Raw genomic sequence first — 14,693 nt, 5'->3', positions numbered from 1 at the left:
TCATCGGTTGGTGTGAGATGACGGAAGGAAACTGTAGAACTCGCCTTGGAGCAGCTGCTTGAAATTGCTTCCTACTTTATAAGGAGAGCAGAGGCAAGAATAGATGCAGACGGATTCCTCCGTTACAGGGAGAGGATATAAGGATGAATCCCGTATCCGTGAAGTGTATGGATTTTTTATTCATGAAATAAGAGTGGTACCGCGTAGGACATATGTCTTCCGTCTCTTGCACCAGTATATGTGCAGAGTTGGAGGGCTTTTTTTATGTGATAAAATCCTTTCGTTCCAAAAGAGAAAAAACAAATTTGTAATATGGAGGAATTAAGAAATGATGAATGTAAGCAAATACAAAAAACAGTATTATCTTCCACCAGAAACCTGTATGGATTGGGCAAAAAAGGACTATATTGATAAGGCACCGGCATGGTGCTCCGTAGATCTCCGTGATGGAAACCAGGCCCTTGTAATCCCAATGAGCCTGGAGCAGAAGGTTGAATTCTTCAAGCTGCTTGTACAGATCGGATTTAAGGAGATCGAAGTTGGTTTCCCGGCAGCTTCTGAGACAGAGTATACCTTCCTTCGTACTCTGATCGACCGGAACCTGATTCCTGAGGATGTTACCATTCAGGTACTTACCCAGGCCAGAGAACACATTATCCGCAAGACTTTCGAGGCTGTAAAAGGTGCGCCGAAGGCCATTGTCCATGTATATAATTCTACATCCGTTGCGCAGCGTGAGCAGGTATTTAAGAAATCCAAAGAAGAGATCCTGAAGATCGCAGTAGAAGGCGCAAAATTATTAAAAGAACTGGCAGGGCAGACGGAAGGAAATTTCCAGTTTGAGTACAGCCCAGAGAGCTTTACAGGCACAGAGCCAGAATATGCACTTGAGGTTTGCAACGCAGTTATTGATGTATGGCAGCCTACCCCGGACAACAAATGCATTATCAATCTGCCAGTAACTGTAGAGCATTCCATGCCGCACGTATATGCAAGCCAGGTTGAGTACATGTGTAAGCACATGCTTCACCGCGAAAATGTAATCGTATCCTTACATCCTCATAACGATAGAGGCTGCGGTGTAGCTGATTCCGAGATGGGTATCCTGGCTGGTGCAGACCGTATCGAGGGAACTCTGTTTGGAAATGGTGAGCGTACTGGTAACGTTGATATTGTAACACTTGGAATGAACATGTATTCCCAGGGCGTAGATCCGAAGCTTGATTTCTCTGATATGCCTCATATCTGTGAAGTATATGAGCGCTGCACAGGAATGACAGTAGGAGAGAGAAGCCCATACAGTGGAGCTCTTGTTTTTGCAGCATTTTCCGGTTCCCATCAGGATGCAATCGCCAAAGGCATGCATTGGATCGAGGAAAAGGATCCGAACCGATGGACAGTTCCCTATCTGCCCATTGATCCTACAGATGTGGGACGTAACTATGACGCAGATGTTATCCGAATTAACAGCCAGTCTGGTAAAGGCGGCGTAGGCTATATTCTTGAGACAAAATATGGACTGAACCTTCCGCCGAAAATGCGTGAGGCAATGGGATACACAGCCAAAGGTGTTTCCGACCACCTTCACAAAGAACTTCATCCAGATGAGATCTTTGATCTGTTCAAGAAGACCTTTGAAAATGTGGTAGAGCCATACAGCATTAATGAGGTCCATTTCCAGCAGAAAGACGGTGGAATTACAACAAAGGTTACCTCTACCTTTAAGGGAAAAACGATTACTACAGAAGCTGCTGGAAACGGTCGTCTTGATGCAGTAAACAATGCCCTGAAGAAAGCATATGAGCTGAAATATTCCCTTGAAGTGTATCAGGAGCATGCGCTGGAACGCAGCTCCAGTTCCAAAGCTATTGCATATGTAGGGATTAAGAAGCCAGATGGAACCATGGCATGGGGCGCTGGCGTGGATCCGGATATTATCCGCGCATCCATCGATGCTCTTGTAACAGCAATCAATAACCGGTAATTTTTAATAAGAAAGAAAAACGGGTAAAACTCGCAGAGCGTGTTCTGCCCGTTTTTTGTCAGAACAAGGCGATGAGAAATGCTTGACGAAAGAATGGAAGCGAAGCTATAATCATACATGAAAAGAGAAAAAGAAGCATACCGGGGAGAATGAAGGGGACAAATAAAAACGGGTAGTTTTTTCAAAAATGTTACGGGCACTTTTGAAAAAACTCTTGTTTTGGCGCGCACCCTTTCTTTTTTTACCTGTTTTTGGATAAAATGGGATGAATACCATAAAAATTACTTGACATTTTAGCTATTATTAAATATAATTTTCCCATACATTACAAAAATGTTACAGAATATAAAAATAAAGAAATCAAAACATAACAAAAGTGCAAGGAAAGAAGAATATGAAATTAAAATTAAGTTTACAGAATGTAACAACTTCCAAGGGCGAAGACCAGAGGAAAAAGAATGGAAATGCCCTTGTACATAATTTTGTAGCTCTTAGTGCCTGTGCCGCGTTGGCGATGATTTTGGCAATTGGATCAAAGGTATCAGAATCGGGCGGGCGAAGCCAAGTATATGCAGCTTCGGATTCAGAGGAGGAATCAGCATCTGCCGGAGTTAATTCGGGGTCGATCAGTTACACCCTGCCTACAGGAATTGCTGGTATGGTTACCAGTGTTGCTGACAGTCCGGCAGTTGGGACTTCGGTAGCACGTATTGGAACCTCCTGCGAGAGAGTGATGGTTGGGCAGCGTGTGAAGAAAGTAAAAGGAAATGCTGACGAGCTGAATGTGGGAGAGTCCATGGCAGACACCGTTGACAGCTTTGATGAGGCAGTATCTGCATCTGCAAACGCCAAACTGATGTCTGATTCCGATTACGATAATCTGCTTCACATTGTAGAAGCAGAGGCTGGAACAGAAGATATTAAAGGACGGATCCTGATCGCCAATGTGATCATGAACCGGGTGTCCAACAGTGAATTCCCGGGTACTGTTACGGATGTTATTTTTGACCAGAAAAATGGTGTTCCTCAGTTTTCTCCTATTTATGATGGAAGATTTTATGAGGTAACGGTTTCAGATGATACCAGGGAGGCTGTAAAGCAGGCTTTGGAAGGTGTTGATTATTCCCAGGGAGCATTGTTCTTCATCCAGCGTTCCGCAGCAGAGAAGCAGAATGTCTCCTGGTTTGATAAAGAACTGAAGAAATTATTTAAATATGGTGTTCATGAATTTTATACCTATCCGGATGAAAAAGACTCCAAGAGCAGTTCCTCATCTCAAACGGAGGATGAAAAAAACGTAGTTCAAATGGTGAAAAAATAAAATTCAGGAAAGTGATGTATCGGCCGTCTGAAATTATTTCAGGCGGCTTTTTCAAATTTGGTGTTGATTTAGCACGGTGAAGTATGTATAATACCTGTAAAGTCGAATACGATAATAAAGAGGTAAATTACATATATTTATCTCATAACAATAAGCGAAAGGCAGGAATAACAAATGCAGGTAATGTACCAGAGCACCAGAGGAAAAGGAGAACCGGTAACCGCTTCCCAGGCTATTTTGAAGGGACTTTCTGAAGACGGAGGATTGTTCGTACCCACACAGATTCCGGCGCTTGATGTTTCTATGGAAGCACTTTCCCAGATGTCTTATCAGGAAACTGCTTATCAGGTAATGAGCCGTCTTCTTACTGATTTTACTGAGGAAGAGCTGCGCACCTGTATTAACAGTGCATATGACAAAAAGTTTGATACAGATGTGATCGCACCTTTGAAGGAAGCTGACGGAGTATACTATCTGGAACTTTTCCATGGTCCGACCATTGCATTTAAGGACATGGCACTTTCCATTCTGCCATATCTCATGACCACAGCTGCAAGGAAGAATCAGGTAAAGAACGAGATTGTGATCCTCACAGCTACTTCTGGGGATACCGGCAAGGCAGCACTGGCTGGCTTTGCAGATGTTCCAGGAACCCGGATTATTGTATTTTATCCGAAACATGGAGTAAGTCCGATCCAGGAGAAGCAGATGGTGACACAGAAAGGCGCCAATACCTATGTAGTTGGTATTACAGGAAACTTTGATGATGCCCAGACTGCTGTGAAGAAAATGTTTAACGATAAAGAGATGGCAGAAGAGCTTGCACAGGCAGGCTTCCAGTTCTCCTCTGCCAACTCTATTAATATTGGCCGTCTTGTTCCACAGATTGTTTATTATGTATATGCATATGCAACATTAGTCCGCCAGGGCAGGATCAAGGCTGGCCAGGAGATTAATGTGGTAGTGCCTACCGGAAACTTTGGAAATATTCTGGCTGCATTCTACGCAAAGCAGATGGGACTTCCCGTGAATAAGCTGATCTGTGCATCAAATGAGAATAAGGTATTGTTTGATTTCTTCTCTACCGGTACATATAACAGAAAGAGAGATTTTATCCTTACAAGCTCACCGTCTATGGATATTCTGATTTCCAGCAACTTAGAGCGTCTGATCTACCGCATTGCCGGAGAAGATCCAGAGGAATGCGCCAAGCTTATGGAAAATCTTTCTAAGGGCGGGGAGTATACAATCACACCTGAGATGAAAGCTCAGTTAAAGGATTTCTATGGCAATTACTGCACAGAAGAAGAAACCAGGGAAGCAATCCGCGAAGTCTACAAGACAGGTGATTATGTAATTGACACTCATACAGCAGTTGCTGCAGGCGTATACAAGAAATATATGAAAGAGACAGGTGACAAAGCTCCGGCAGTGATCGCATCCACGGCAAGTCCCTACAAATTTACCAGAAGTGTTATGGATGCTATTTCAGAAGGTCATGAGAATCTGGATGATTTCGGACTGGCAGATGCATTGGAAAAACTTTCCGGTGTGGCAGTTCCGAAAGCAGTCAACGATATCCGTACAGCACCAGTACTTCATGACCGTGTGGTAGACGCAGAAGATATGCCGGCAACTGTGAAAGATATTCTGGGTATTAAGTAAATTTCCGGTATTTTTTCTGTAAAAAGAATTTGTGCATTTTCTGTTGAAAAACAGTATATACTAGAGTATAATAACTTTTAGAAAAATGAATCCTGGGATGTGCGAGGCCCCTTTTATTTTTGAACCTACATTGACATCAAGGGAATCCAAGATCGCAGTGCGGATGTCAGACCTCTCGTTGTGGTAGGCAGAAGTTCTGTTGAGGATACCCACCTAGCGGTTAGCTAGGCGTCAAAAGAAAGGGAACGGCATTCTGGGATTTTTTAGAACAGGGAGGCAGGTAACATGGGTGTTACAGCAAAAAAATTCGGAGAATTGACCTCAGGGGAGAAGATTACATTATATTGTCTGGAGAATCAGTCGGGCGCTTATGCAGAGGTAATGGATTACGGCGCTATTCTTGTGAAGCTTTGCGTTCCAGATAAAGATGGAAAGCTGAGAGACGTAGTACTTGGATATGATGATGTTCAGCAGTATGAAGTAAACGGATGCTTTTTCGGTGCGATTATCGGAAGAAGCGGCAACCGTATTGCCGGAGCCAGATTCTCCCTTTATGGACAGGAATACCAGCTTGGCAAGAATGAAAATGACAACAATCTTCATAGCGGTCCTAATGGATTTGAGAAGAAGATCTGGACTGTGAAGAATACAGATCCGGATAAGAATGCCATTACTTTTTCCAGAATCAGCCCAGACGGTGAGAATGGTTTCCCTGGAGAATTCCAGGTAGCAGTTACATATGAATTTACAGAGGAGAATACTCTGCAGATTTATTATAGCGGAATCAGTGACAAGGCTACGCTGGCGAATATGACCAATCATTCCTACTTTAACCTTACCGGTGAGGGAAGCGGCAAGGTCCTTGATACATATCTTACCATCCACGCGAAGGATTATAATCCGGTAGATCAGTTTTCCATTCCTACTGGTGAATATGCAGAAGTAGCAGGTACTCCTATGGATTTCAACAAGGCGAAGAAGATCGGGGATGAGATCGGCGCAGACTTCCAGCAGCTGAAATTTACAGGCGGATATGACCATAACTATGTAGCGGACAATTACGCTAAGGGAAATAGAAGAACCATCGCTTCTGCTTATAATGAGACTTCTGGAATTACCATGGATGTGATTTCAGATTGCCCTTGTGTGCAGTTCTATGCAGGTAACTTCGTTGTTGATGAGAAGGGCAAGAATGGACATGTTTATAATAAGCGTGAGGGCTTCTGCCTTGAGACACAGGTTGAGCCAAATGCAGTGAATGTGGAAGCATTCCATTCCCCGGTACTGGAAGCTGGCGAGAAATACCAGTCTTTTACAGCATATAAATTTGGCGTAAGAAAATAATAATAGATATTTTTATCTGGTTTTTTTCATATATTTTAAGTGTATGAAGAAGACCAGATTTTTTTATGGAATGAATTATTTTTTACTGGTACTGTTGGGGTGGCTGCTGCTGTTTCGCAAAGCGGCGGAGGTGAACTGGGAAAGAGGGGAAGAAAGGAAAAGCCATGAGACAGTAGAACTGCTCCAGGAAAAAAAGGATACCGGCCGGGAAACGGCTGCGGTTAAAGAGAAAGGAAGGACAAGCTCCTGGCTGAGTATTGCAATCACTGGTGCAGGTGTTGGCGCGGCTTACAGCTATAAGCAGAAGGAAAAGGCGGAAAACACCAGGGAACTTTCCATTCGTGTTCTGCTCACGGATTCTGGGCAGCAATCGTATTATCATTCCTCTGTGACGCTGCAGCAAAATGGCAAAGAATACACCTATACACCAGATTCGCCGGAAATTCAGAGTGATGCCTTGCTTCTGAAGGGAGGAGAGGAAGGCATTGCAGTAACGTCCATTACCCGGGCGCAGAATCCACCTGTTTATTACGGGACCCTGGAAATTAAGAAAACGGATCAGGGGTTATTGCTGATTAATGAGCTTCCCCTGGAAACCTATTTAAAAGGAGTTGTCCCCAGTGAAATGCCAGCCTCCTACGAAGAACAGGCACTGATGGCGCAGGCTGTATGTGCCAGAACCTATGCAATCTGCCAGATCAAGGAAAAAAGCCTGGAAGAAGAATATGGAGCCGATGTAGATGACAGCGTAAGTTATCAGGTTTATGGGAATTTTCAGGCAGATGAAAAAACAGACAAAGCGGTACAGGAGACAAAAGGGATAATCATGTGCCAGAATGGAAAACCAGTTACTGCCTATTATTTTTCCACATCAGCCGGTCAGACCAGCACAGATGAAATATGGGGCGCAGATAAAGCTGCCACGTATTTGAAAAGCGTGGAGTGTGAGTTTGACCAGAATATGCCATGGAGCAGCTGGAAGGTGACAATTCCATGGGACACCTTGGGAGAGAGAGCAGAAAATCTGGAAGGAGTGGGGGCTTTAAAAGGTCTTCAGGTGATGAAAAAGAGTGCCAGCGGTGCGGTAACCGGACTGAAAATTGTAACAGAAAGGAATCCCATAGAGCTGAATGGAGAATATGAGATCCGGGAATTTCTTTCCCCGGCAGGACTTTTGATAACAGAGAAAGATGGTACGCAGGTAAAAGGCGGCAGTCTTCTTCCAAGTGCGTATTTTAATCTGACAACAGAGGTGGGGCAGGAGGTACAGATTCAGGGAAAAGGATATGGACACGGAGTGGGAATGAGCCAGAATGGGGCAAATGAAATGGCGAAGGAAGGTTATACCTGGCAGGAAATCCTGGCATATTTTTTTCAGAATATTACGTTTGAGACTGTTCCATCGTAGTATTCGACAGCCTCCGACAGGGGCATAAACCGTAATCCAAAGGACCAAAACCAGGAAAAAGTAGACAGAAAGCCTGTTTCGTGATATGATACAAAAAATAATTACGAAAATGCAACAGGAGCAATCGTATGGATAAGAAAAAAGAAAAACAGAGTGTTCTTCAATTGCTGCTTGGCTTTATGGACAGGGCAAATGGAGATCATGTGGGAGCATACGCGGCACAGGCCGCATACTTCCTGATTATGTCTTTTATTCCGTTTATTTTGTTTCTTACAACTATGATTCGTTATACACCTTTGACATATAATATGGTCAGTGAGACCATCCGGGCATTTGTGCCGCACAATATACAGAATTTTGTACTTACCATTGTATCTGAGGTTTATGGCAGAAGTACAGCAGTGGTGCCGATTTCCGCGATTATGGCATTGTGGTCTGCAGGGAAGGCTATGCAGTCTTTGACCAATGGCCTGAATACGATTTACCATGTGAAGGAGACCCGTAACTGGCTGGTGACCAGAATGTATGCAGTGGTATATACGTTTATGTTTGGAATTGCCATTATAGCCAGCCTGCTTCTTCTGGTCCTTGGAAACCAGATCCAGACAATGGCGGGGAAATACGTTCCTTTTCTTGGAAGAATAATCGGGAAGATCATTGGAGCGAGAACAGCACTTGTTTTCGCGGGCTTGTTCCTGGTTTTCCTGATTTTGTACAAAATGCTGCCGAACCGTAAAGCAACCTTAAAGAGCCAGGTACCTGGAGCGATTCTGATTGCAGCCGGGTGGTCTTTATTTTCTTATTTCTTTTCTATTTATTTTGATACATTTCCGGGCTTCAGTAATATGTATGGAAGCCTGACTGCATTGATCATGGTGATGCTGTGGCTTTATATCTGTATGAATCTTCTGCTATACGGGGCGGAGATCAATGCATATTTTGAGAAACAGTTCAGAATGGCACAGGCATCTATGAGAGAAATGTTAAACCGTGAACATGAAGAAGGAGAGAAAGAAGCAGGAAAAGACAAAAAAAAGACTCTTGAAAAAGAACCTAAGAAAAAGGAGAAATAAAACGAATGCTTTTATATATTGTAAGACATGGTATGACACCCTGGAACCATCTCCACAAGGCACAGGGCTCAGCTGATATTCCTCTTGCCCAGGAGGGGATTGATCTTGCGAAAAAGACCGGAGAGGCGTTGCTGGATGTGAAATTTGATATCTGTTTCACAAGTCCGCTGCTGCGGGCCAGACAGACTGCCAGGCTGGTCCTTGGAGGCAGGGATGTTTCCACTATTGCTGATGCCAGAATCCAGGAAATTAATTTCGGAGTTCTGGAAGGACATATTATGCGCACTGGAAATACCATGGAGTCTGACTGTAAGGAGTTTGACCTGTTTTTCCGTGATCCACTGAAATTCCCAAGGCCGGAAAAGGGAGAGAATATTCAGGATGTTCTGGAACGTACCAGAGCTTTCTGGATGGAGAAAACCACAGATCCGTCTTTGGCGGATAAGACCGTTCTGGTATCTTCACACGGATGTGCAGTGCGTGCTCTTCTTCAGAACCTGTATCAGGATCCAGAGAACTTCTGGCATGGATGTGTGCCGCCTAACTGCAGTATCAATCTGGTGGAAGTGCAAGATGGAAAGGCGAGATTTCTGGAGGAAGATAAGGTTTACGCCTGAAATTGAATGATGTGCTATAATATCCCCTGGTTATGTGAAAAAGCTGTGAAAAGCTTCTTTTTACTGACCAGGGGTATGTTTTTTTCTTGTTATTGGATAATAATTGTGATATTATGATAAAAAATGTACCACTATTAATGGAAAATTCACAAAATGCACCAAAGAAGCAGGCTGTGTACGGTTTCTAAGACATAGGACAGCTGACTTTCGTATATGGTGATGCCGCCGAAGGCGACATGTGTGTTTTGTGAAAATACAAATGGGGAGGCAGACAATGAAGAAAAAAATTACACATTCTATATTGTTTGTTGCGGTTCTTGCAGGCACCACTGCTTTGACTTTATTTGCAGGCAGGGGGAATTTATCGTCTACGATTTATAACTTTGTATTTCTGGCGGTGATTGCAGTTCTGTATATGATCGCAATGTTTGGCGGAATGTTCCGAATGAATAACCTTAGCACTGCTTTTCACAGAGCAGTAGAGGAATTGAATGGTATGTTCAAGACTCCGGGTAAGACAGATCCGAAGAATCTGACCTATCTGGGTGAGCTGTTCGATGATAAGTATCTGGACCAGAAGATGGACAGTTTTACAGACAGCATTAATAATAGTAAAGAGGGACTTGGAGATATCGAGGAATTTATTAATGAAGATGAGCTTGATATCCATGTACATAAGAAGCTTCTGGAAATGGTGCCGGATATTTTCACCAGCCTTGGTATTCTTGGAACCTTCCTTGGACTGGTCTGGGGACTTCGTGATTTCCAGCCTACAGACTACAGTGCCATGACTTCTTCCGTGGCAGCACTGGTAGAGGGCATCAAGGTTGCGTTTCTTACTTCTATTTACGGTATTTCATTTTCGATTATTTATACCTTTGGCATGAAGGGAGAGTATTCCTCCATGACAGAGGAACTTCAGGCATTTCTTGAGAAATTTCATTCTTACGTAATGCCTACTGCAGAGAACGAATCCAGGAACCTGCTTCTTGCAAGCCAGAAGCTGCAGACAAGTGCCATGAAACAGATGGCAGAGCAGTTTTCTGTTCAGATGGCAGACAGCTTTGAGAAAGTAATCACACCTACGTTCCAGAAGATGAATGATTCTCTGGATATGCTGGTGGCTTCCGTAACCAGATGCCAGGAAGACGCAATCCGGGAGATTTCGGATGAGTTCCTGAAACAGATGAACAATTCCTTCCATCTGCAGTTCCGTGATTTCAATGTGGCTCTGGATCAGTTAAAGAAGGCACAGAAGGAGAACACCGCTTATACGTCTGCCATGTATCAGACTATGAGCCAGAAGCTTACGGAGACCTATGACAAGCAGGACAAAGCAATTACGGATATGGTAAAAGAGATGGGCGGTATGCAGACCCGGTACATGTCTACTGCCAACCGGATCCTTTCCGAGAATCAGGAAATCCAGAAAATGCAGCAGCAGGATTACCAGCATGTTGTGGATTACCTGAAGGATGCAGAGAAGTCTGCAGCCAAGTTCTGGGTTGCCTGCAACCAGGCTATGCAGAAATATGTTGAGACAGCCGCAGCATCCATTGAGAAAGTGGGAGCTACCGGTCAGGCAAGTGCAGATCTGATTCGCGCCAATCAGAAAATGGCAGAAGAGTTTACTGCTCAAATGGAAGATTTTGCCCAGTATCAGAGACTTTCCTATAAGACTATGGAGCAGGTACGCAAGCTTCTTAGTGAGGTGACCGCTGCCAATACCAGAGACGTATCCTTGATTGCAAGCGGACGAAATGATTCCATAGACAAACTTGGCAATCTGATTGCCCAGCAGAATGAAGGACAGCAGGCTCTTCTGGAGGAGATCAATAAGAATATGAAAGAGCTTTCCAAAGCAGCACAGAAAGGAAAATTTGGCTTATTCAGATAAGAGGAGATAGACATGCGCAAAAAAAGAAAATCAGGGGATGGGGGCTTTAATGTATGGCGTTCTTATTCCGATGTTATGGCTGGCGTTCTGCTTCTTTTCATACTGATCATGTCATTGACACTTTTCCAGGCTCAGAAGAGCTATGACGAGAGTATTCAGGAGAGAGATGAGAAGCTGGCTTTGCAGGCAGAGTATACAGCTGATCTTCTTGCCAAGCAGAATACCATTGATGAACAGGAAGGCGCCATTAAGACCAGAGATGAGAAGCTGACGGCGTTGGCTCAGACTCTTGCCGAGCAGGAAGCAAAGCTGAAAGAACAGCAGGCGCTTCTGGACCAGCAGCAGACAGATCTGGATGAGAAAACCACATTGCTAACCCAGCAGCAGACCAAGATCGATAATATTATCGGTGTCAAAGCAGAGGTTGTAGAGGCGCTTCAGCAGGAATTCCAGAAAAATAATATTAATGTGAATCTGGATGCCCAGACGGGAGCGATGACATTGGACGCCAGTGTATTGTTTGATGTAGATGAGTCAGAGCTTACAGATGCAGGTAAGGCGGCTCTTCGAAATGTACTTCCGATCTACTGTAAAGTATTGATGGAGGATACCTATAAGAATTATCTCGCTGAGATCATTATTGATGGTTATACGGATACAGATGGGGATTACGCATATAACCTGGAATTATCCCAGCAGCGTTCTCTTGCAGTTGCACAGTACCTTCTGGATATTCAGGGTGAGTTCCTGACAGAAGATCAGAGCCTTGACCTTCAGGATTACCTTACTGTAAATGGACATTCTATGGCGAACCCGATTCTGGACGCAGATGGAAATGTAGATAAAGAAGCTTCCCGTCGTGTGGAGGTTAAGTTCAGACTGAAGGATGACGAGATGATCGATGAACTGAGTAAGATCATGTCTGGAACTGATGAGAGCACATCAGCAGATACTACTACAGATACCTCCACTGATAATTCTGCGGACAGCAGTACAGATACCGCCCAGTAAAGAGCGAAGCATTGCTGTATTGCAGAAATACAGTTGTCAGACTGACAAGATAAAGACAGATCAGAAGTGGGATCTGTAAAAGAAAAGAGTATTTCAGATCCTCTGATCAGGGGAAATGAAATACTCTTTGTGTATAGTGGGACTATTTTAGTTTCCAGAAAAGATATTCAAGAGTATGTATCAAATATTGTCTTTGTTTTTCTGTATTTTCCAGAAATTCTTTGGAGCAGGGGAACCAGGTATAGCAGGTCTCCCTTGTTGCTGATTGTTTCAGCCCTTTTTCCATAAATTGACTGATGGATTTTGGAACTGCCATGTCTTCTCCCGGAAGATAATCATAACTTTTATAATTGCTGTAATATTGACGAATACGGCCATTTACAGGTTTTACTAACAGGCTTACCAGATTTTCCTGTCCGGTAATATAAAACTCTTCTGTACTGTTGGAAAATGCAGCAGGCAGGCTATTGTGCAGCTTCATTTGCAAAATAAGATTTTCTCCGTCAAAATCAGTTCCGTTTACATCAAACATTCCATTCTTAAGGGTAAGGTATCCCAACATCTTAAATACACCTCCAAGCCCCAGGAGATCTTCCATGTTGTGTCCCATAACAGTATCCAGGTCTGCCTGTCCTCTATGTGCCATATATTTTTTATAGATTCTGATACATTCACCGCCATTGCAGTAAACCCGTTTCTGTTCTCCGAGAAAGGCCTCCATCTGTTCCTGCTTTAGTCCGGGAAGCTTTAGAAATCCTTTCAGGGGACGCAATACTTTATATAAGTCGAAAGAAGGAATCCCCTCAAAAGGATCGGGAAGTCCATGAAATTTGCAGCGGGCCTGCAGATAGGGCTGGTCAAAGGAATCTCCATTATACTGAATGGTGCAGCTGAAATTTTTTATAAATTCTGAAAATATCTCCAATAATGCTTTTTCCTCCCGAAAATCAGGGGCAAGCCATTGATACAGCTGCCAGGAGCCCTCTTTATAGCAAATTGCGCCAATTAAATACAAAAAAGAAGAATTTCGTCCTAATCCAGTGGTCTCAATATCATAAAACAGAGGTGAAAAATTGACATCATCTGTGCTGTTTCCAGACAAAATTTTAACAGTCTCAAAGGCTGGAAAACCTTGTAAAATCGGCATTTTTTTAACAATCAACATGCTTATACTCCTTTCATTGATTGTATTCAATTATACACAATTTTTTTCCTTTTAGGTAGTGAATTTTTTTACAAAATGTTGTATAGTAGAATTCGTAGAATAGTCAGAATATATAAACACCAGGTCCAAAAGTTCAAAATGTTGTCAGGGTTGTTTGAGAAAACATTTAAACTTGGAACCTGATAAAAAGAAAAGGAGAAATATATGTGGGATTTGGCAATTAACGGAGTGGATTTTTATCACATCGCCAACTGGTTTTACATATACAGTTTTCTTGGATGGCTGTGGGAAACCTGCTACGTGTCAGTACGAAAGGGCAAGCTGATAAACAGAGGCTTTATCAATGGCCCTTTATGTACTATTTACGGCTGCGGTGCACTTGCTGTGTACATGATCCTTCTTCCTATCAGTGACAATCTGCTGTTTTTGTTTGTGGGGGGGATTGTAGTGGCCACTGTACTGGAATATGTGACCGCCGTATTGATGGAAAATATCTTCCATACGTCCTGGTGGGATTACAGCGATAAAAAATTTAATTTTCAGGGACGTATCTGTCTCGGCTGTTCCCTTGGCTGGGGCTTATTTACAGTAGGACTTTTTAAGGTACTTCATCCGATGGTTTCGGATTTTACAGAGCTGTATTCCAGAAGAACCGGTGAGATTGCCGTATGTGTGATCACGGTGGTCTATATTGTGGATTTCGCTTTTTCCGCAGCAGCAGCTTTCCATATTCACGAACGTATTCCTGCATGGGAGCAGGCTCTGGATCAGATGCGTGTGGAGCTGCTTGTACAGGCACGTGAGAAGATGGAGAAGCTGGAAGAGAGCAGTGGCCTTTCCAGAGAGAAGATCAAGAAACAGCTGGAGAGCCAGCGTGGACGTTTTGATGACATTGCCCTGATCAAGGAACTGGAAGAGAAGAGAGCTGGTATGATGAGCGATATTTCCGAAGAACTTCAGAAACGCAAAGTGGCTATGGCTGGAAAAGTCAGCTATAATATGCAGCGTTTTGTAAAGGCATATCCCAATCTGAACCGTGGATATAAGATCCATAGAAAGAAGAAATCCGGCAGGAAGGGTACAGACGCGGAATAAATGAAAAAACTGCCCTTATAGTGCATACAAAAGCTGTGAGGGCAGGCAGTAAGAACTGCAAACTGCTTATAGAATATTTTGCAGGGCGTTATGCGCCAGCTGTGAGCAGTAAG

At 43.4% G+C, this 14,693-nt stretch carries 11 protein-coding genes, 1 other RNA gene and 1 other annotated feature (1 of these 13 only partly in view); of the genes, 11 read left to right on the top strand and 1 reads right to left on the bottom strand.

Annotated elements, in window-relative coordinates:
* Window positions 1-230 (top strand) — a binding site (T-box leader); it begins 48 nt to the left of the window's first position.
* A gap of 98 nt (window positions 231-328) precedes the next feature.
* The 10 genes from LIQ05_RS02725 (at window position 329) to LIQ05_RS02680 (ending at window position 12,320) form a co-directional block, all read left to right on the top strand.
* Window positions 329-1,984 carry a 2-isopropylmalate synthase gene (locus LIQ05_RS02725; RefSeq protein WP_226818395.1) on the top strand — a complete coding sequence of 552 codons (1,656 nt, stop codon included), beginning with the start codon at window positions 329-331 and terminating at the stop codon, window positions 1,982-1,984.
* Window positions 1,985-2,378: 394 nt separating this feature from the next.
* The gene (locus LIQ05_RS02720; protein WP_226818393.1) at window positions 2,379-3,305 is read left to right on the top strand and encodes a cell wall hydrolase; all 927 of its coding nucleotides are present in this window, start codon (window positions 2,379-2,381) and stop codon (window positions 3,303-3,305) included.
* Window positions 3,306-3,479: 174 nt separating this feature from the next.
* Window positions 3,480-4,970, top strand: a complete 1,491-nt coding sequence (gene thrC, locus LIQ05_RS02715) for a threonine synthase (RefSeq protein WP_226818391.1) — start codon at window positions 3,480-3,482, stop codon at window positions 4,968-4,970.
* A gap of 86 nt (window positions 4,971-5,056) precedes the next feature.
* Window positions 5,057-5,234: non-coding RNA, 6S RNA (ssrS, locus tag LIQ05_RS02710), on the top strand.
* 21 nt (window positions 5,235-5,255) lie between these two features.
* On the top strand, window positions 5,256-6,314 hold the full coding sequence (locus LIQ05_RS02705; RefSeq protein WP_226818389.1) for an aldose epimerase family protein: 1,059 nt from the start codon (window positions 5,256-5,258) through the stop codon (window positions 6,312-6,314).
* A 70-nt stretch (window positions 6,315-6,384) separates the two neighbouring features.
* Window positions 6,385-7,722, top strand: coding sequence for a SpoIID/LytB domain-containing protein (locus tag LIQ05_RS02700; RefSeq protein WP_226818387.1), 1,338 nt, complete (start codon window positions 6,385-6,387; stop codon window positions 7,720-7,722).
* A 128-nt stretch (window positions 7,723-7,850) separates the two neighbouring features.
* A complete protein-coding gene (locus tag LIQ05_RS02695; RefSeq protein WP_226818385.1) occupies window positions 7,851-8,795 on the top strand; it encodes a YihY/virulence factor BrkB family protein in 945 nt (314 codons plus the stop codon).
* Between the two features lie 5 nt (window positions 8,796-8,800).
* Entirely contained in the window at window positions 8,801-9,412 is a 612-nt protein-coding gene (locus tag LIQ05_RS02690; RefSeq protein ID WP_226818383.1) for a histidine phosphatase family protein, read from the top strand.
* A 274-nt stretch (window positions 9,413-9,686) separates the two neighbouring features.
* Entirely contained in the window at window positions 9,687-11,309 is a 1,623-nt protein-coding gene (locus LIQ05_RS02685; protein WP_226818381.1) for a MotA/TolQ/ExbB proton channel family protein, read from the top strand.
* A 12-nt stretch (window positions 11,310-11,321) separates the two neighbouring features.
* Complete coding sequence (locus LIQ05_RS02680) at window positions 11,322-12,320, top strand: OmpA family protein (protein WP_226818379.1); 999 nt, start codon at window positions 11,322-11,324, stop codon at window positions 12,318-12,320.
* 142 nt (window positions 12,321-12,462) lie between these two features.
* On the opposite strand, the gene LIQ05_RS02675 is transcribed toward LIQ05_RS02680, so the two are convergent.
* Complete coding sequence (locus LIQ05_RS02675) at window positions 12,463-13,485, bottom strand: ribonuclease H-like domain-containing protein (protein ID WP_226818377.1); 1,023 nt, start codon at window positions 13,483-13,485, stop codon at window positions 12,463-12,465.
* 204 nt (window positions 13,486-13,689) lie between these two features.
* Between LIQ05_RS02675 and LIQ05_RS02670 the strand changes: the two genes are divergently transcribed.
* Window positions 13,690-14,580, top strand: coding sequence for a putative ABC transporter permease (locus tag LIQ05_RS02670; protein ID WP_226818375.1), 891 nt, complete (start codon window positions 13,690-13,692; stop codon window positions 14,578-14,580).
* The last annotated feature ends 113 nt before the right edge of the window (window positions 14,581-14,693 follow it).

The sequence above is a fragment of the Blautia glucerasea genome (assembly GCF_020537505.1).
Classification (GTDB): domain Bacteria; phylum Bacillota; class Clostridia; order Lachnospirales; family Lachnospiraceae; genus Blautia_A.
This window is presented reverse-complemented; position numbering and strand designations above follow the sequence as displayed.